At 72.6% G+C, this 16945-nt stretch carries 15 protein-coding genes; 3 read left to right on the top strand and 12 right to left on the bottom strand.

Annotation, left to right across the window (positions count from 1 at the left end; all coding sequences use genetic code 11):
- Positions 1-4 precede the first annotated feature (4 nt).
- A complete protein-coding gene (locus MXD64_RS02885) occupies positions 5-952 on the bottom strand; it encodes a hypothetical protein (protein WP_017886306.1) in 948 nt (315 codons plus the stop codon).
- 15 nt (positions 953-967) lie between these two features.
- Positions 968-2419 carry a polysaccharide biosynthesis tyrosine autokinase gene (locus tag MXD64_RS02880; RefSeq protein ID WP_056069424.1) on the bottom strand — a complete coding sequence of 484 codons (1452 nt, stop codon included), beginning with the start codon at positions 2417-2419 and terminating at the stop codon, positions 968-970.
- Between the two features lie 152 nt (positions 2420-2571).
- Between MXD64_RS02880 and MXD64_RS02875 the strand changes: the two genes are divergently transcribed.
- Complete coding sequence (locus MXD64_RS02875) at positions 2572-3294, top strand: CPBP family intramembrane glutamic endopeptidase (protein WP_263137113.1); 723 nt, start codon at positions 2572-2574, stop codon at positions 3292-3294.
- A gap of 74 nt (positions 3295-3368) precedes the next feature.
- Positions 3369-4652: a PP2C family protein-serine/threonine phosphatase gene (locus MXD64_RS02870; RefSeq protein WP_017886309.1), complete on the top strand. Its 1284-nt coding sequence runs from the start codon at positions 3369-3371 to the stop codon at positions 4650-4652.
- Between the two features lie 166 nt (positions 4653-4818).
- On the opposite strand, the gene MXD64_RS02865 is transcribed toward MXD64_RS02870, so the two are convergent.
- Positions 4819-5364 carry a hypothetical protein gene (locus tag MXD64_RS02865; RefSeq protein ID WP_156155335.1) on the bottom strand — a complete coding sequence of 182 codons (546 nt, stop codon included), beginning with the start codon at positions 5362-5364 and terminating at the stop codon, positions 4819-4821.
- Between the two features lie 117 nt (positions 5365-5481).
- Here MXD64_RS02865 and MXD64_RS02860 point away from each other — a divergent pair, with 117 nt between their 5' ends.
- Positions 5482-6012, top strand: coding sequence for a hypothetical protein (locus MXD64_RS02860; protein ID WP_042539126.1), 531 nt, complete (start codon positions 5482-5484; stop codon positions 6010-6012).
- 47 nt (positions 6013-6059) lie between these two features.
- Here the strand turns inward: MXD64_RS02860 and MXD64_RS02855 are convergent, their stop codons facing one another.
- From MXD64_RS02855 to MXD64_RS02815, 9 genes are all read right to left on the bottom strand, one after another.
- Positions 6060-6731: a response regulator gene (locus MXD64_RS02855; RefSeq protein WP_042539128.1), complete on the bottom strand. Its 672-nt coding sequence runs from the start codon at positions 6729-6731 to the stop codon at positions 6060-6062.
- Positions 6728-8149 (bottom strand): sensor histidine kinase, encoded by a 1422-nt coding sequence (locus MXD64_RS02850; RefSeq protein ID WP_263137112.1) that lies wholly within the window; start codon positions 8147-8149, stop codon positions 6728-6730. The genes MXD64_RS02855 and MXD64_RS02850 overlap by 4 nt, the downstream gene beginning before the upstream one ends.
- Complete coding sequence (locus MXD64_RS02845; RefSeq protein WP_263137111.1) at positions 8136-9110, bottom strand: CPBP family intramembrane glutamic endopeptidase; 975 nt, start codon at positions 9108-9110, stop codon at positions 8136-8138. The genes MXD64_RS02850 and MXD64_RS02845 overlap by 14 nt, the downstream gene beginning before the upstream one ends.
- Before the next feature lie 316 nt (positions 9111-9426).
- On the bottom strand, positions 9427-9918 hold the full coding sequence (locus MXD64_RS02840; RefSeq protein ID WP_017886316.1) for an SRPBCC family protein: 492 nt from the start codon (positions 9916-9918) through the stop codon (positions 9427-9429).
- 109 nt (positions 9919-10027) lie between these two features.
- On the bottom strand, positions 10028-12697 hold the full coding sequence (locus tag MXD64_RS02835) for a hypothetical protein (RefSeq protein ID WP_263137110.1): 2670 nt from the start codon (positions 12695-12697) through the stop codon (positions 10028-10030).
- Entirely contained in the window at positions 12694-14496 is a 1803-nt protein-coding gene (locus tag MXD64_RS02830) for a S53 family peptidase (RefSeq protein WP_017886317.1), read from the bottom strand. Before MXD64_RS02830 ends, MXD64_RS02835 begins: the two co-directional genes overlap by 4 nt.
- A gap of 158 nt (positions 14497-14654) precedes the next feature.
- Positions 14655-15212 (bottom strand): arsenate reductase/protein-tyrosine-phosphatase family protein, encoded by a 558-nt coding sequence (locus MXD64_RS02825; RefSeq protein ID WP_031259331.1) that lies wholly within the window; start codon positions 15210-15212, stop codon positions 14655-14657.
- A gap of 2 nt (positions 15213-15214) precedes the next feature.
- Positions 15215-16549 (bottom strand): adenylosuccinate synthase, encoded by a 1335-nt coding sequence (locus tag MXD64_RS02820; protein WP_263137109.1) that lies wholly within the window; start codon positions 16547-16549, stop codon positions 15215-15217.
- Positions 16550-16779: 230 nt separating this feature from the next.
- Positions 16780-16944 (bottom strand): hypothetical protein, encoded by a 165-nt coding sequence (locus MXD64_RS02815; protein ID WP_159557278.1) that lies wholly within the window; start codon positions 16942-16944, stop codon positions 16780-16782.
- Position 16945: the final 1 nt, after the last annotated feature.

Below are 16945 nucleotides of genomic sequence, written 5' to 3'. Positions count from 1 at the left end.
CCGGTCACCACGTCGCGCCACCGTCCGACGAGACCCGGACGGTCGTGCCGTCCCACAGCCACACGTCCTGCCCGGCGCGGTCGATGGTGACGGTGTTGTCGGTGTCGGCTCCGTCGGCGCAGCCGATCGGCGTGGTGGACGACGAGGGCGTCACGTCGGAAGCGGACATGGTCTCGATCTGCACGCCGTCGCACGACGCTGCGCCGACACGGGCGAGCGTGTACTCCCCGCCGTCGACGCCGACCGAGCGCACGCCGCCCAGCGGCACGTCGACCCACGCTGCCTCGCCGGTCCGCCACTCGAGCTGGCCGTCGCAGATGACGACCGAGGTCTTGTCGCCCTGGAACGCGTCGATGGGGTCTGCGCAGGGCGCCTGGACGGTCCCGCTCGCGAGCACGACGCCGTCGGTGCTGATGCCGGCGCCGGCGGCGCCGGGCGCACCGGCTGCCCACGTCACACCGGCGTCGGTGCTGGTCCGCGCGGTCGCGGTGCAGTCGTCGCCGACGCCCGCCAGGATCGAGAGCTCCGCACTGGAGGCCCGGATCGCCATGAGCGATCCGACATCCGTCCCGAGTCCCACCTTGACCCACGTCGCCCCGCCGTCCACGGAGTGTTCCAGCACCGGCCGCGGGCCGCCGCACGATCCGCCGGACGCGCGCCATGCCTCCTGGCCGTCGACGGCTGCCAACAGGCGCCGGCCCTGTTGCTTGGTCCCTGCGGCGTCCGCGTCAGCGGTCGCGCTGGCCCGCGGGGACTCGCTCGCGTGCGGCATCCGTGTGAAGGTCGGGATCGGACCGGCGGGTCCGTTCTGTTCGGGCGCGGTGCGGCCCAGGGCGAGCGAGACGAGCACGACGTCGATGATGATCAGCGCCACCACCACGACGGCCACCACGATCAGGGTGGTCTTCGGCAGCGCACGACCGAGGCCCCGGGTCCCCCGGCGATTCTTCATCGTCCGCCGCTCCGCTCAGCGTCCGGCGCGGCGGAGCACGCCGAGCTTCTTGCTGGCACGCTTCGGCGGGTGCGTCGACGTGGTCACGGTGTTGTCGTCCTCGTCGTGGCCGTAGCTGTACCCGTAGCCGTACCGGCCGTGGCCGTAGGCGCCCGGGCCCTTCAGCGGCATCTTCGTCAGGACGAACCCGGAGATCGGTGCGCCGACGTTCGCGAGCGAAGCGACGGCAGCGGCGAGCTGGCCCTTCAGGGTCTGTCCGGAGGCGACGGCGATGATCGCACCGGACGCCTTCTTGGCCAGGATCGCGGCGTCGGTGACCGGCAGCAGCGGCGGGGCGTCGAACAGGACGTAGTCGAACTGCTGCTCGAGCAGGTCGATCAGGTCCTGCATCGCCCGCGAGCCGAGCAGCTCGGACGGGTTCGGCGGGATCTGGCCCGCGGGCAGGACGACGAGCTTGCCGCGGCCCCAGGGGTGGGCGACGTCCTCCAGGTCGGCGCGACCGATCAGCACGTCGGTCAGCCCGGCGTTGCTCTCGACGTCCATGTACTCGGCGACGCGGGGGCGGCGCAGGTCGGCGTCGATCAGGATGACGCGGAACCCGGCGCTGTCCAGGGCGATCGCCAGGTTCGCGACGGTGGTGCTCTTGCCCTCGGACTGCATCGACGACGTCATGACGAAGGTGCGGGCACCGGTGCCGATGTCCAGGAACTGCAGGTTCGTGCGGAGCGTGCGGAACGACTCGGCGCGGGGGCTGCGCGGATCGACCTGCACGATGAGCGGGCGTTCGGCCGCCTTGGCGTCGAAGGCGATCCCGCCGACGACCGGCTTGTCGCTGATCTTCTCGACGTCGAGTTCGGTGCGGATCCGGTTGTCCAGGGTCTCGCGCAGGACGGAGATGCCGATGCCCAGTGCGAGCCCGACGAGCAACCCGAGCGCGACGTTGACGGGCACGTTCGGGCTGACCGGCGTGCTCGGCACGTCGGCCTGCTTGACGCGGGTGAGCTTGACGGTGCTCTTGCCGCTCGCGTCGGTGGCCTCGATGTCCTGCACGACGTTGGTCAGGCTCTGCGAGGTCGCGTTCGCGATGTTCGCGGCCTGCACCGGGTCGGTGCCCTCGACCGAGATGGCGATGAGGGTCGTGCTCGTCGGCGCCGTCGCCGACACCATCGTCGCGAGCTGGTCGGCGTTCATGTCGAGCTTGAGCGACGAGATCACCGGCAGCAGCACGATCGGCGTCGACACCAGGTTGGAGTACGTCAGCACCCGCTGCTGGGTGAACGTGTTGCCCTGCGCCAGGTCACTGGCGCTGCCCGACGTCTCGGTGGAGACGAAGACCTGCGCCGATGCCGAGTAGACCGGCTTCTTCAGCAGGGAGAACCCTGCGGCTGCGGCCACTCCCACCAGGGCGAGTACGACGATCAGTACCCATCCCTTGCGGAGCACCGTGATGTAGTCGCGGAGTTCCACGCCTTTGCCTTCCCCGATCATGGCCGTCCCCGTGGTCCCGACACAGGCGCACCGGGGTACTCCCAGCACACGGCATACAAATAGTGCCACAGGAACGAGTCCTGCCCGGGGGAAGTCGCCATCCGGCGCGCGGTGTCCTCTACGGTGGCCCCATGCGTTCCGAGCCGGCCCAGACCGCGACCACGCCGAGCGTGCGGCGGCAGCGGGACCTCATCGTCATCCTCGTCGCGCTGGGTGTCGCCGTGATCCTGACCCGGATCGTCGGACAGGTCACCCGGACTGGGGGCATCCCGTCGCCGGTCCTGCAGGTGCTCGCCGCGGACGCCGCCGTGTGGGTGCCGCTCGTCATCGCCGCCGCCGTGGTGCTCCGTCGGACCCCGTTGCCGGCGATGCTGTCACGGCTGCGGCTCGACCTGGGGATCGTGGTCTTCGCGATCGGCATCGTGATCATCTGCCGCGTGGTGGACGTGTTCCTGTCCCTGTCGTTCACGGGGACGACCGGCCTGGTCCCCGCGCCGACCCTCGGCACGCCGGACGTCGGGCTGCTGCTCGTGTCGGCGATCGGCATCGTCGTCGTCAGCCCGGTGCTCGAGGAAGTGGTGTTCCGCGGGCTGTTCCAGCGCCGACTGGCCGCCGAGCTCACGCCCCGCACCCGGTTCCTCGCGGTGCTGGTCACGGCGCTCCTGTTCGCGCTGCTCCACCTGCTGCTCGGAGCCGGCGGCACGACGCTCGGCGGGTTCCAGGTGTTCGTGACGACGTTCCTGCTCGGCGTCCTCACCGGCACGCTCGTGGCGATGACCGGCCGCATCGGCGGTGCGATCCTGGCGCACGTGCTCTTCAACGCGGTCGCGGTCGTCGCGACCTGGCCGCGCTGATCGGCCACGCTGGCGTCCCCAGAAGGGGTCAGCACCGGTCGTCGGCCGTCGCGGAGCACTAACCTGCACTGAGCATGACTCGCCCAACCAGCATCGTCGACAACCCCCTCGTCCGTCAGGCTCCGATCAGCGGCCTGTTGGCGCTGTCTGCGCTGCTCAGCATCGTGATGCCGTCGTTGCCGATCACGGCCCACCACCTGTTCGCGGCGAGTCTGGTGTGCACGGTGGTCGCGACCCTGATGAGCGCCGTCCCCGCGCTCGTGCACGGCGCCGCCTGGCTGGTGCCGGTCCTGCTCACCGTCGACTTCGTGACGATCGCACTGCTGCGCACCGGGACGGGCTCCGGCTCGTCGCTGTTCACGGCGATCGTGGTGCTCCCCGTGGTCTGGTGGGCGTCGCTCGAGGGCCGTCGCACCGTGCTCTTCGCGATCGCGGGCATCGTGCTCGTGATCCTCGCGCCCTACGTCCTGACCCCGTCCGACGCGCCCGGCCCGAGTGAACTCGTCCGTCTGGGCATCCTCGTCGTCGTGTTCGGCACCGTCGCCGTCGTCGTGCACGAGCTCTCCCGCCGGGCCCGACGCAGCCTGCGGTCCGCCGAAGCACGCGAGGGCAAGGTCCGTGCCGAGATCGACCGGGCAGCCGCGGTGCAGCGTTCCCTGCTCCCGACGACGACGGGCCGCATCACCGAGGACGTCGTCGTCGCCGGTGCCTGCCTGCCCGCCCGGAGCGTCGGCGGGGACTTCTTCGACTGGTACCCGACCAACAGCGGCGTGGCGGTGAGTCTCGGCGACGTCATGGGCAAGGGCGTCGGTGCCGGCCTGATCGCCGCCGCGGTCCGGTCGACGCTCCGGAGCGCCCGGACGGTCGACGACCCGGCCGAGGCGCTGAAGCGGGCGTCCGACGGCCTGAGCGCCGAGGGCATCGGGCCCGACCTGGCCTTCACCACGCTGTTCCACGCCCGGATCTCCGACGACGGCACCCTCCGGTGGTCCGACGCCGGGCACGGGCTGAGCTTCGTGCTGCGGGCCGACGGGCACGTCGACCGACTCCGGTCCGGCGACATGCCGCTCGGGCTCGGCATCCGCGAGGAGTGGGTGACGGCTGAGAGCACCCTGGAGCCGGGCGATCTGCTCGTCTCGTTCAGCGACGGCGTGCTCGACCTGTACGAGGGGCTCGAGGAGACCATCGAGGCGGTGGCCGAGATCGCGCGCGCCGGACGTGACCCGCACGCGGTCGTGCTCGCCCTGTCGGCCCGCGCCGACGAGGTGCCGCACGACGACGACGTGACGGTGATCGCGATCCGTCGGCAGCCGGTCCAGGTGGACGCGGCGCGACCGCTCGCGCTGCACGCCGACTGACGGCGGGGCCGCGGGAGGCGAGCCGCGGGCCGCCGGCCGCGGGACGGGGTGGTACGCGCCGCCGCTCGAACCCGAATCGTGCGGCGACGCGTGCAGACGGTGCGTCTGCCCTCGGACGCCCTAGCGTCCTCGGTCTGTGGGGTGACCCGTCGGGCCACCGGGCGGCTCAGTGGACCAGGTCGAGCTCCCACACGGGCGGCACGTACGCGCGGGACCAGCCCTCGCGCAGGCGCGTCACGGCGCGGTCGAAGGCTTCGAGCAGGTCCATCTCCGGCCGCACCATGGACTGCAACTGCAGCTCCTCGGAGGTCGCGAGCAGCTGCTCCGAGCCGCGAGCCGGCTCCATCGTGCCCGGCTCGGGCGACGCCGCGATGTTCAGCGTCGCCGTCAGGAACCGCATGAGGGACGGGTCGGCCACGTTGGCGGTGACGATCGCGCGCAGGAACCGGACGGTGCCGTGCTGCTCGGCCAGGGGCATGAGCGGCACGGTGCGCTCCTCGTTCCACCGGTCGATCGTCGCGAGCAGCAGACCGTCCCAGCTCGGGAACGTGCGTGCCACGACATCGAGGTCCACCCCGGCTGCCGCTGCGACGACCTCGGGGGTCACCTCGTGCAGGGGGCGGGACCGCAGCGCCGTGATCATCCCGATGATGGCCTCGCCCCGCAGGGAGGGGTCGTCGGGGCTGGTCACCGGCGGCGGCTCGATGTGCATCCAGACACTGCACCAGCCCGTGGCCGCTGCGACCAGTCCCCCGAACGGGAACGTGCGTTCCCCGGACAGGGGCCGAACGCCCTGGTCTCGACGGGTCGCGTGGGTCATACTCGGCCCATGCAGTGGGGACGGATCGCACCGGTCGTGGCACTCGTCGTGGTGCTCGGCGGCACCCTGGCCGGCTGCGCCACCGAGACGAGCGGCGACGACGACGCCGGCCCCACGGGTCCGAGCACGCAGGCCGGGCCGCTGCAGTCCGGGTTCTGCGCCGACTACGTCCCGCTGAAGACCTCGGCCGAGCGCCGCGACGCCGCCGACCTGGTCGTCGACGCCGACGTCACCAAGACCGACCGGACCGTCGAGCTCCAGGGGATCTACGACGTGTACGAGGCGACGGTCACCGACGTCCCGAAAGGCGACGAGGACGCCTCGGGTCCGAAGCCGGGCGACACGATCCGGGTGATCAGCACCTCGGACCAGTGCGAGACGAGCGGCGAACCGGTCGAGTACCTCGAGGGCGACCCCCTCGCCGACGAGGGCACCTTCCGCCTGTACCTCTCCCCCGCCGACGACGGCGGGGACGCCGGGGACGACGCCGTCTGGCGACTCGTCGTCCCCGGCGCCGCCGAGCCGCAGCCCGCCGGCTGACACCGCATCCTGCAGCCTGACGCAGCAGCCGGCTGACACCGGGTCGGCTACGGCTGCTCCGGCACCGTCACGATCCGGTTCTGGTACGCCCACACCACGGCCTGCAACCGCGACCGCACCCCGAGCTTCGGCAGCATCCGCGCCAAGTGCGACTTGACGGTCGACACCTCGAGCACGAGCGACACCGCGATCTCCTCGTTCGACATCCCCTGTGCCAGCAGCAGCAGGACCTCGCGCTCGCGGGCGGTCAGCACGCCGTCGGCCCGGTCGCCGGACACCGGCTGCAGGCTCCGCCGTGACACGAACTCCCGCAGCACCCGCCGGGTCAGGGCCTGGTCGAGGGTGCCGTTGCCGGCGGCGACCTGCCGCACGGCGTCGACGATCGTGTCCGGCTCGGCGTCCTTGAGCAGGAACCCCGAGGCGCCGGCCTCGAGCGCCCCGAACACGTAGTCGTCCAGGTCGAACGTCGTCAGCATGAGCGCCGGGATCGCCGGATCGGCGTCCGGTGCGCAGAAGATCCGCGCGAGTTCGATGCCGTTCATCACCGGCATCCGGATGTCCAGGCAGGCGACGTCGGGTCGCGTCTCGCGCGCCAGCGCGAGCGCCTCGCCGCCGTCGGCGGCCACGCCGACCACCTCGATGTCCGGCTCCGCGCCGAGGAGCGCGGACACCCCGGCGCGGACCAGGGGCTGGTCGTCCGCGACCAGCACGCGGATCACGCGACCACCCCGGTGCCGTCGGCGGCCTGCGCGGGTGCGGCAGGTGCCTCCCGGCCGAGCGCCAGCTCCACCAGCCATCCGCCGGTCGCGGTCGGGCCGGTCTGGAGGCGCGCCCCGACCAGGTCCGCCCGCTCGCGCATCCCCCGCAGGCCGTTGCCGCCCGAGGGAGAGGTCCCCGCTGCCGGCACGGTGGCCGGTGCGTTCTCCACCCGGATCACCACCCGGGTCGCGTCGCGGTCGTCGATGGTGACGGTGCACGGGGCGGACGGGGCGTGCAGGGCGGCGTTGGCCAGTGCCTCCTGGACGGTGCGGTAGGCGGCGAGCTGCGCGAGCGGGCCGACGCCGTCAGCGAGCGGCCGGTCACCCGGCAGCACGTCGAGCCGGACGTCGCTGCGGAACCGGGCTCGTTCGGCCAGGTCGACGATCCCGGCGACCGTCTCGACCGCACGCTCGGCGGGGGCGTCGTCGCGGAGCAGGCCGACCAGGCGACGGAGGTCCTCGAGCACCGCGGTGCTCTGCTCCCGCACCTGGCGGGCACCCTCGTGGGCACGCTCCGGGTCCGCGTCGATCTGCCGGTCGATGACCGCTGCCATCAGTGCGATCCCGGACAGGTGGTGCGCGGCGATGTCGTGGAGTTCGCGGGCCATCGCGGCACGCTCACGGGACACGGCGGCGTCGACCAGGGCGTCCTGCTCACGGTCCACGGCGCTGGCCTCGGCCGTGCGGGCGACGCGGACCTCGCGGCGGGACTGCACGAGCAGGGTGACCAGCAGGGGCAGGCCGACCGCGCCGACCGCCTGCAGCACGCCCTGCCCGAGCGAACCGGACACGGCGGTCGTGGCGTCACCGGCGAGCGCGAGCACCACGTTGCCGGCTGCCACCAGGGCCGCGGCGACCACGAGTGTCGGCCAGAGGCGGGCCAGCGCCACGCGGAGTGCGGCGACGACGACGCCGACGAGCACCGGCAGGGCGGTCAGGCCGAACAGGTCGGACGACTGCGGGGCGAGCGCGGCGACGAGCACCGGGAGTGCGGCGACCACGATCAGCGCGGTGCGGGGTGCCCGGCGGGCGGCGAGCAGGGCGGCGGACTGGGCCAGCAGGCCGAGGGCCAGGACGGTCCAGGCGGCCGAGAACACTGCGGGGACCCCCAGCGCCAGGGCGGGGCCGTCCGGTTCCAGGCTGTCCAGGGGCGGCAGGCCGAGCAGCAGCCCGAGGGCGACGACGGCCGTGCCGAGGGCGACGAGGACGTCGACGCGGCGGGCGAGCTGGGCGGGTCGAGGCGACTGCGTGGGCTGCGCTGACTGCGCGGGCTGGGCCGGCTGGGCTGGCTGGGCTGGCTGCGCGGGCTTGGCCGGCTGGGCCGGCTGCGCGGCCGGCTCATCCGGTGCGCGCAGCGCGTCGTGCTCAGCGGGTGCCATCGTTGGATCCTACGAGGCGGGCGCGGGTGGGGACCGGTGTGTCGAGGGGCAGGGCGCGTCGGGCGGGGTCGTAGCCCAGGCGGCCACGGGTCGCGACGAGCAGCACCACGGCGGCGATCGTCGACATGATCGTCAGGCCGATCATCAGCGTGCCGGCGGTCATGCTCGGGTACATCTCAGGGAACAGGGTCGAGATCGTGTTGTTCACGCCGACGTGCAGCAGCAGGGCCAGGGGCAGGCTCTCGCGGGTCTTGTTGAACACCTGGATCATCACCACGTTGAAGGTGATGGTGAACAGGGCGAACACGACGGGCTCGCTCCAGTGCGCGTTCGGCCACCCGCCCCAGTCGCTGAGGTACAGCGGCATGTGCCAGAGCGCCCAGATCGGACCGAGGATCGCCGCCGCACCGAGGCCCCCGAAGCGGTGCTGCAGGCGGGGCAGGGCGAAGTCGCGCCAGCCGGGCTCTTCGCTCAGACCGGTCGAGAACAGCTGGATGATCAGTCCGGGCACGAGCATGGCGAAGGCCAGGGCCGAGGGAGCCCGCACGTCACCGCCGGCGAACGGCAGCGCGGACACGACGATCAGGGCCGGCACGACGACGAGCGCCAGTGCGTACCAGTACCAGGCGACCCGCCAGCGGAACAGTCGCCCCACCCAGCGGCGCAGGCCCGCGCGACCGTCGGCGACCGCCGTGACGATGAACGCGCTGCCCAACGGGCCGAGGAGCGCACCGGGCAGGACGCCCGTGAACTGACCGCTGCCCAGGACCTCGGGGAAGTGGACGTCCCACACCCCCATGCCGTGCGGGGACAGGATGTACGGCACCCACGCGAGCCAGCTCAGGCCGAGTGCCATGGTGAAGAAGGACACGAGCGGGTGCCGGGCGATGAGGCCGCGGACACCCCCTCGGTCGCGGGATGCGGTGCCGGCGGGAGGCCGGACTTGGGTGGTGTTCGTCATGCAGACGACGCTAGGAATCATCACGCCCGGGGACGACCGGCTTCGGGACGCACCTGCGGGAGTTCCATCGAAGGATGCAGGTGCTCGTGGTCGTGTCCGGGCTCGTGCTCGTGTCCGGGCTCGTGCTCGTGTTCGTGTTCGTGCTCGTGGTCGTGTCCGGCGCTCCTGAACACGCCGTCGTCTTCGTCCGACGCCCCCTGATGCGCGAGACGCCGCCGAATCCGGAGGCGTCTCGAGCGTTCGGCGGCGTCTTCGCAACACGCCGTCGTCTTCCGAACCGACTCGCCCGCACGACGCCGGCGTCTCGCGGGTCCGTTCAAGCAGCGCGCTGTGCGGCCACGTGGGCCAGGACGACGGGGTCCTCGCAGCCGCGGGCGAACCCCAGGATGCGCCGGTCGATGTCCCGCTGCAGCACCAGCACGCCGATTCGCTCGGCGATCGGCGCGAGCCACTTCGGCCGGCACGTGAAGTTGTAGCGCCAGACCGCGAGCGTGTGTCCGGGCTGCCCCTCGGCCGCCGTGAAGCGCCAGCCCCCGCCCATGCGCTCGAAGAACCACGAGCCCTTCGTCATCTTCATCCCCACGTTCGACGGCGGGTGGTACGAGACGTACTCGCTCTCCATCGCCAGCCCGAACCGCTGCACCGTGTACGTCCGGACGCCCTTCGCCGGCACGGTGGCCCCGTCCATCAGGTGCTGGCGGCGGATGAAGGGGTCCCAACGCTTCCGGATCGCCCCCTGTGTCTGCGAGACGGCGAAGGCCACGTCGGGCTCGACCGGGACGACGCAGCGGGACTCGACGACGGGCATGAGTCATCCTCGCACGTGGCGGTCGCGCGGGCCTCCCCCACGCGGCGGACGTCAGGCCCGGTGCCGACCGGCACCGGGCCTGACGTCCCGCGATCCCGCGGGCCTGCGGTCAGCGCACGCGCCGTCGACGCCGCAGCGCCACCATCGCGGTACCCGCACCGAACAGGAGCACCGCCGCGATGAGGCCCGGCAGGAGCGAGGCACCGGTGAACGCGAGGTCTCCGCTGCCCGTCCCGATGCCGTTCGTACCGCTCGTACCGGCCGGGCTCGTGCCGTCCGGCGTCAGGGCACCGGGAGCCGCTTCGTTGCCCGGGCCTCCGGCTGCGCTGCCGCCGCCCTGCCCGCCATTCCCGCCGTTCGCGGGCGGATCGACCTCTGCCGTGGTGACCACCGCTGCCGACACGTCGGCTGCCAACCCGGCGGGGTCGCTCAGGTGCAGCGCGGTGACGGTCCGGTCCCGCCCGCGGGTCCGCTGCTCGTTGAGCACGACCTTCCCCAGCCCGCCGGGCAGGGCGATCCGGGTGTTCGCCCGGATCGTGCCCGCCGGGATGGTGGTGCCCGCGATCTGCCCACCCGCGGTCGTCACGGTGGCACCGCCGTGGGTCACCCGGACACGGACGTCACGGAGCTCGCCGGCGATGCTCGTGCCCGGGTAGAGGACGACCCGTTCGAGTCGGACCTCGCCGCGGTCACTCGCCGACCGCACCGTGACCCCGTCGACACGCAGCTGTCCGGTGGCGCCGTCCCCGGCCTCGTCCGCCCGCTCGGTCACGGTGGTGCCGTCGGCGGCGGGCGCAGCGACGGGTTGCGCCGGGACGTCGCTCGGTCCGGATGCCCGGAGCGCGAAGGCGTGCCAGCGTGCGATGGCCGGGTCGTGCGGCTCCGGTGTCGGCGTGGTGCCGCCCCCTCCCGGGGTCGGGTCCGGGGCGGGCTGCGCCGCCGCCAACGTCACCTGGCCGAGCAGCACGTCGGGGTGCGTCCCGGTCAGGTCCTCGTAGCGGAGCGCCGTGAGCGTGACGGTCCCGTCCGGGTTCTCGGTCCGTTCGCCGATGTGGACGCGGACCCGTTCGGTCCCGTCCGGGGCGAGCCCCGTGTACAGGTCGGTGGCGGTGTTGATCCACACCCCGTTGACGAACACGGCGTTCGACTCGTCGTCGAAGGAGACCGTCATCGTGCCGGCCGCCGTCACCTCGGCGTGCAACCCGTTCACGCGGAGTGCCGGCCAGCGGTAGGCGGCGACGGGGTCGGTGGCCTCGTCCGGGATCTGCTCGAAGTGCCCGACCGAAATGGTCGCGGTGTCGCCGTCGTCCCCGATCGCCGCCGTGACGTCGGTTGCCCGGGCGGGGTAGCCGGCGGTCGCGTCGATGCGGGCGGCGGAACGGTGTTCCCCGGCACTGGTGATCCGCGGCTGCGGGGCGACCAGCGCCGTACCGTCCGTCCCCCGGACGCCCACCCCGAAGGCGGCGGTGACCCGAGCGTCCGTCGGGCTGCTCGCCCTCGCCGGGATCGTGACGGCGCCGAGCCGCACGTCGGGGTGCGCCCCCGTCAGGTCGCGGTAGTGCAGCGCGGTCAGGGTCGTGCTGCCGTCCGCGTGCACCGTGCGCTCCCCGAAGGCCACGCTGACCCGCTCCTTGCCGTCAGCGTCGACGCCGGTGTACAGGTCGGTGGCGGTGTTGATCCACACCCCGTTGACGAACACCGCGTTCGACTCGTTCGCGAAGTCCACGGTCATCGTCCCCTCCGGCGTGAGGTGGGCGTCGAGGCCGTACACGCGCAGCGCTGGCCAGCGGTACTCCGCGACCGGGTCCGAGGCCCGGTCGGGGATCTGCTCGAACGAGTCGAGGTGCACGTCCGAAGTACCGTCCGCCGCAGTCGAGACGGTGACCCCACGTGCGGTCGACGGGGAACCGTCGGCAGCGTCGACCCGGTCGGCGGTGCGCTTCGCGACGCCGGTCACCGTGGGCTGCCCGTCGATGAGCACGGTTCCGTCCGGGGCAGTCACCTGCACACCGCTGACGCTCCGGGTGGCCAGGGCGTCGCCGTGGGCCGGGGTCGGCTGCGGCGCGGGATCAGGCGTCGGAGCCGGGGTCGGGGTGGGCGTCGGCGTCGGGGTGGGTGCCGGCCAGCGGTCACCCGCCGCGCAGGAGACCGATCCGGCACGGACGCGCCAGATCTCGGAGGCACCGGCTTCGGCGTCGATGCGGAGCGCGACCGTCGTCGTGGTGCCGTCGGCGGCCGTCGTGGTGCTACCGACGACGACCTTGGTGGCGCCGTAACGGGACTCCGGCAGGTCGCGGCTCCACCCGGGCGTCGCGGTGGCCTCGGTGGTGACGTCGTCGCCGTCGATGGTCAGGCGGTCGAACGACACCGCGGGGGTGCCGCCGGGAGTGCACGCGGCGCGGAGTCCGGTGAACACGACGGGGGGACGATCGCGCAGGGTGAACTCCCCGCTCGCGATCGTCGAGGTCGCCCCGTCCGGGCCGGCCTCCGAGCGCAGACCGCTCGTGCGGGTGGTGTTGAGCTTCAGGACGTCCTGCGTCGTGTCGACCCGGGCCACCGTCGGGTCGCCCGAGTCCCAGCGCACGGCCGGGGTCGGTGCGGTGAGCGTGCCACCGTCGATGTCGGTCAGTTCGACGCCCGACGCGGCGGCGAGGGTGGCGCCGTCGGCCGCGGTGTCCGCGCTGGCCGGCAGCGCGAGCATGGGCGCCACGAGGCCGATGCCGAGCAGTGCCGAGGCCGCGAGCGCGATGACGGAACTGGTGCGTGGACGATCGGTCATCGGCGGGCCTCCTCGGCGAACGCGGTGAAGAAGGCGCGGCCGGCGGGGACGCCGACCCCGGTCACGTCGTCCCAGCCGGGTGCGGACCGGAGTCCCTGCCGACCGGTGTCCCAGAGGAACAGGGTCTCGGGCCACAGCGCTCCGGCATCGGGCCCGCGCGGCGACCAGGTGGCAGCGGAAGCGGGGCGGACGTCGCGGACGGCGTCGGTCCCGAGCATCTCGTAGAGCATCGGCGTGACGAGCCCGATCCGGACCCCCGTGGCGGCCTTGGCCATGGCGACCATCGAGGCGACCATCGGGGTCGCCAGACTCGTGCCGCCGTGCGTGACGTAGCCGGTCACGCCCTTGTGTGGCCCGTACACGACGAAGCCGGTGTTGGGGTCGCCGATCGACGCGACGTCGGGGACGAGTCGCCCGGTCCCCGGTTCGTCGAGCAGCTGGCGCTGCCACGTCGGTCGGCCGTAGACGTCGGACTGGCCGCCGCCGGCGCCGTACGCGAAGCCCGGCGGGATGAGGGCACCGTTGCGCGCGAAGCGGGTCTCGGTCTCCCAACCAGCCTCGACCGCGACGGAACCGTCACGGGCGAGCCCGGTGCTGGTCGCTCCGACCGCGGTCACGTACGGGCTGGACGCCGGCGACGACACGTCGGGGCCGGAGTCGTGGTCACCGACGGCGCTGTTGTCGCCGTCGTTGCCAGAGGACGCGAACACCGAGATGCCCCGGGCCCCCGCCTCGACGAGCACCCGGTTCAGCAGCGTCCGGTCGTCCGCGGTGTCCAGGTCCTCGGTGGACCCGAACGACAGGCTGATGACGTCCGCACTGCCGTGTTCGACGACGTCGAGGATCCGCGAGAACAACGAGGTGGTGCTGCAGTCGTCGGCACCCCAGTACTCGATGTCGGCGTCGGGGGCCATCGCGTGCACCGCCTGCACGTCGAGGTGCTGCTCCTCTGTCCAGCTCTGCGGCCCGCCGCAGCGGGAGGTGTCCGGCGACGCCGGAGCGTGGTGCTGGTACTGCCCCGAGCGGAACGGCTGGGCGCCCGCCGCCCGGAAGTAGGTGTCCGTGTTCGCTTCGACGTCGGGGTCGTCGTAGGCGGCGACGATCGCTATGGTCGCGCCGCGTCCGGTGTACCCGGCCGGCACGTCGTGGACCTCGCGCAACTGGGCCGGCTGGTACCCGCACAGCGCGTTCGATCGGTGCGTGACCGGCACCGATGCGGGCCAGTCCGTCGTGAGGCGCTCGCCCCACCATGCGGCGCACTGTCCGTCGTCGGCCAGGACCGGCGGTCGCGGGACGGTCTCACCCGGTGCCGGGGTGGGTGCCGCCGCTGCTGCAGTGGTCGTCTCGGTCGGTCGGACGGCGTCAGAGTCAACGGCTCCGGACACGCCGACGACGGCGGTCAGCCCGCGTGGCACGGCGAGGGCGCGGACCGGTGCCACGGCGCTCTGTCCGGCGACGTCCCACCGCGCGAAGGAGGTGTGGAAGGCGTCCGCGATGCGCGCGGCCGTCCCGCGAACGGGCAGGGATGCGATCGAGCGCTCGACGGGGCCGACGTGGAGCCCGGCACCGCGCAACCAGGTCGCCACGGCCGGGGCGCGGTCGAGGTGCACGGGGTCGAGGAGGACGGTGAGGGACAACTCGTCGGCGGTCACCGGGTCGCCGCGCTCGGCGTGTGCGGTCCAGGCGGGGACGGAGTCCGCGAGCGGTCGGTCGGGCGAGGGCGGTGCGGGGCGCACGAGGAGCGTGCCGGGGATGATCACGGCGAGCGCGAGCGCACCGATGAGGAAGCGTGGACGCATGGGTTCCTGGTCTGCTGAGAGGCGGGGACGCAGCGCTGCGCGCTGCCACAGCGACCTTACATGCAACTGATAATCGTTATCACTCGCAAGACACGAGCAGTCCGGACAAACGGGAGGCCCGGTGTCAACTGACACCGGGCCTCCCGTCCGTCAGGGGGTCAGACCACGGCGCGCAATGCGTCCGCGATGCCCGTCAGGGCCACGTCGACCTCGTCGGCCACGCGCTGATGCGTCGCCGTCGAGCGACGGTAGGGGTCGTCCACGTCGTCGTCGGCCGGGTCGGCGGGCGGCGGGACCGTGCCCCGCAGCCGGGCGACGCGCTCCACGAGTTCCTGCGGGGTCGTCACGTCGGCCAGGTCACCGGGCTCGAGGCCGGCGAGCACCCGCGCGAACTGCTTGATCGTGAAGGTCCGCTTGGAGGCCCGGGGCGCCAGGGAGACGGCGGCTGCACGGTGCGATCGCTCCGCGGTCAGCACCAGGTCAGCGCTCGCGACGATCTCGGCCGTCAGGTACCGCGACCGGTGCGCCGAGGGGGCGCCCCCGAGCCGGACGGACTGCTCGGCCGCGGCGGCGTCCATCGCGGCGCCGTCGTCGGCGATGGTGCCGGCCGACTCGACCACGAACGCGGGGGCGTCCGGGCCGAGTCGTGCCGTCAGGACCTGCGCGCCGAGCGGCGACCGGCAGATGTTGCCGCTGCAGACGAACAGGATCCGCATCGTCACGCTGCGTCGGTGCGCTCGCCGGCGCGCTGGTCGGCACGCTCGTCGTCGCCGAGCAGGTCGTGCCGCACGACGATGGCGTCACGGCCGGGGCCGACACCGATCGCGGAGATCCGTGCGCCGGACATCACCTCGATCGCCAGGACGTAGTCCTGCGCGTTCTTCGGCAGGTCGTCGAAGGTGCGGGCTCCGGTGATGTCCTCGGTCCAGCCGGGGAACTCCTGGTACACCGGCTTCGCGTGGTGGAAGTCGGACTGGTTGACCGGGACCTCGTCGACGCGGACGCCGTCGACCTCGTACGCGACGCACACCGGGATCGTCTCGAGCCCGGTCAGGACGTCGAGCTTGGTGAGCACGAAGTCGGTCACACCGTTGATGCGTGCCGTGTAGCGGGCGATCGGGGCGTCGTACCAGCCACAGCGGCGCGGGCGGCCGGTGGTGGTGCCGAACTCGAAGCCGTTGGCGCGCAGGAACTCGCCCGACTCGTCGAAGAGCTCGGTCGGGAACGGACCGGCACCGACGCGGGTCGTGTACGCCTTGACGATGCCGATGATCCGCTCGAGCTTGCCCGGGCCGATGCCCGAACCGGTCGCGGCGCCACCGGCGGTCGCGGACGACGAGGTCACGAACGGGTAGGTGCCGTGGTCGACGTCGAGCATGGTGGCCTGGCCGGCTTCGAACAGCACGGTCTCGCCACGCTCCAGGGCACGGTGGATCTCGAGGGCGGTGTCGGCGACCATCGGACGCAGGCGCTCGGCGAACGAGAGCAGCGACTCGACGACTTCTTCCGGGTCGATCGCGCGGCGGTTGAAGACCTTGACCAGCAGGTGGTTCTTCTGGTCGAGCGCGGCCTCGACCTTCTGCCGCAGGATGTTCTCGTCGAAGATGTCCTGGATGCGGATGCCGACGCGGTTGATCTTGTCGGCGTAGGTCGGGCCGATGCCGCGACCGGTGGTGCCGATCTGGCGCTTGCCCAGGAACCGCTCGGTCACCTTGTCGACGGTGCGGTGGTAGTGCGTGATGACGTGGGCGTTGGCCGACACGAGCAGCTTCGAGACGTCGACGCCGCGGGCGCGCAGTGCGTCGAGCTCCTGGAACAGGACCTCGAGGTCGACGACGACGCCGTTGCCGATGACCGGGGTCACGCCGGGCGTCAGGATGCCGGAGGGCAGCAGGTGCAGGGCGTACTTCTCGCCGCCGACGACGACGGTGTGGCCGGCGTTGTTGCCGCCGTTGAACTTCACGACGTAGTCGATGCGGGAGCCGAGGAGGTCGGTGGCCTTCCCCTTGCCCTCGTCGCCCCACTGGGCGCCGATGATGACTGCTGCGGGCATCTGGTTCTCCTCACGTTGGCGGAGGACCGCACACGGCCGTCCGGGCCGGTGGTCCACCCGAGTCTATCGGCTGGTCACCTGCGCGCCACCCGGCGTGACGCCCCTGTGGACGGCGCGCTGCGCGAGGCTCCGGACGCGACCAGACGGACGGACGGGAGGCGCGGTGCCAGCTGGCACCGCGCCTCCCGTCCGTCGTCCGGTGCGTCCCGGACCGTCCGACGGTGTCCGGATCAGCTCCGGAAGAAGTCCTGGTACGACGGGTCCCCGACGAGCTGGGAGTGCCCCGGCTCGGCCAGACGCTGCTCGATCATGGCCTGGATGACGTCCGGCGGAGTGAGTCCACGACGGCGCCACTCGACCGGGTTGGACCGGAGCTGGTTCAGCGTGCTCTGCATG

The sequence above is a fragment of the Curtobacterium sp. Arg-1 genome (assembly GCF_025643395.1).
In the GTDB taxonomy this organism is placed as follows: Bacteria; Actinomycetota; Actinomycetes; order Actinomycetales; family Microbacteriaceae; genus Curtobacterium; species Curtobacterium poinsettiae.
The sequence above is the reverse complement of the archived record's forward strand: the minus strand, read 5'-3'. Positions and strand labels throughout refer to the sequence as shown.

Excerpts from the sequence above, each read along its gene's own strand:
- MXD64_RS02860 (WP_042539126.1), top strand. The coding sequence starts at position 5,482 with ATGCAGTGGGGACGGATCGCACCGGTCGTGGCACTCGTCGTGGTGCTC.
- MXD64_RS02835 (WP_263137110.1), bottom strand. The coding sequence starts at position 12,697 with ATGACCGATCGTCCACGCACCAGTTCCGTCATCGCGCTCGCGGCCTCG.
- MXD64_RS02815 (WP_159557278.1), bottom strand. The coding sequence starts at position 16,944 with ATGCAGAGCACGCTGAACCAGCTCCGGTCCAACCCGGTCGAGTGGCGC.
- MXD64_RS02845 (WP_263137111.1), bottom strand. The coding sequence starts at position 9,110 with ATGACGAACACCACCCAAGTCCGGCCTCCCGCCGGCACCGCATCCCGC.
- MXD64_RS02870 (WP_017886309.1), top strand. The coding sequence starts at position 3,369 with ATGACTCGCCCAACCAGCATCGTCGACAACCCCCTCGTCCGTCAGGCT.
- MXD64_RS02875 (WP_263137113.1), top strand. The coding sequence starts at position 2,572 with ATGCGTTCCGAGCCGGCCCAGACCGCGACCACGCCGAGCGTGCGGCGG.
- MXD64_RS02850 (WP_263137112.1), bottom strand. The coding sequence starts at position 8,149 with ATGGCACCCGCTGAGCACGACGCGCTGCGCGCACCGGATGAGCCGGCC.
- MXD64_RS02840 (WP_017886316.1), bottom strand. The coding sequence starts at position 9,918 with ATGCCCGTCGTCGAGTCCCGCTGCGTCGTCCCGGTCGAGCCCGACGTG.
- MXD64_RS02865 (WP_156155335.1), bottom strand. The coding sequence starts at position 5,364 with ATGCACATCGAGCCGCCGCCGGTGACCAGCCCCGACGACCCCTCCCTG.
- MXD64_RS02820 (WP_263137109.1), bottom strand. The coding sequence starts at position 16,549 with ATGCCCGCAGCAGTCATCATCGGCGCCCAGTGGGGCGACGAGGGCAAG.
- MXD64_RS02885 (WP_017886306.1), bottom strand. The coding sequence starts at position 952 with ATGAAGAATCGCCGGGGGACCCGGGGCCTCGGTCGTGCGCTGCCGAAG.
- MXD64_RS02825 (WP_031259331.1), bottom strand. The coding sequence starts at position 15,212 with ATGCGGATCCTGTTCGTCTGCAGCGGCAACATCTGCCGGTCGCCGCTC.
- MXD64_RS02830 (WP_017886317.1), bottom strand. The coding sequence starts at position 14,496 with ATGCGTCCACGCTTCCTCATCGGTGCGCTCGCGCTCGCCGTGATCATC.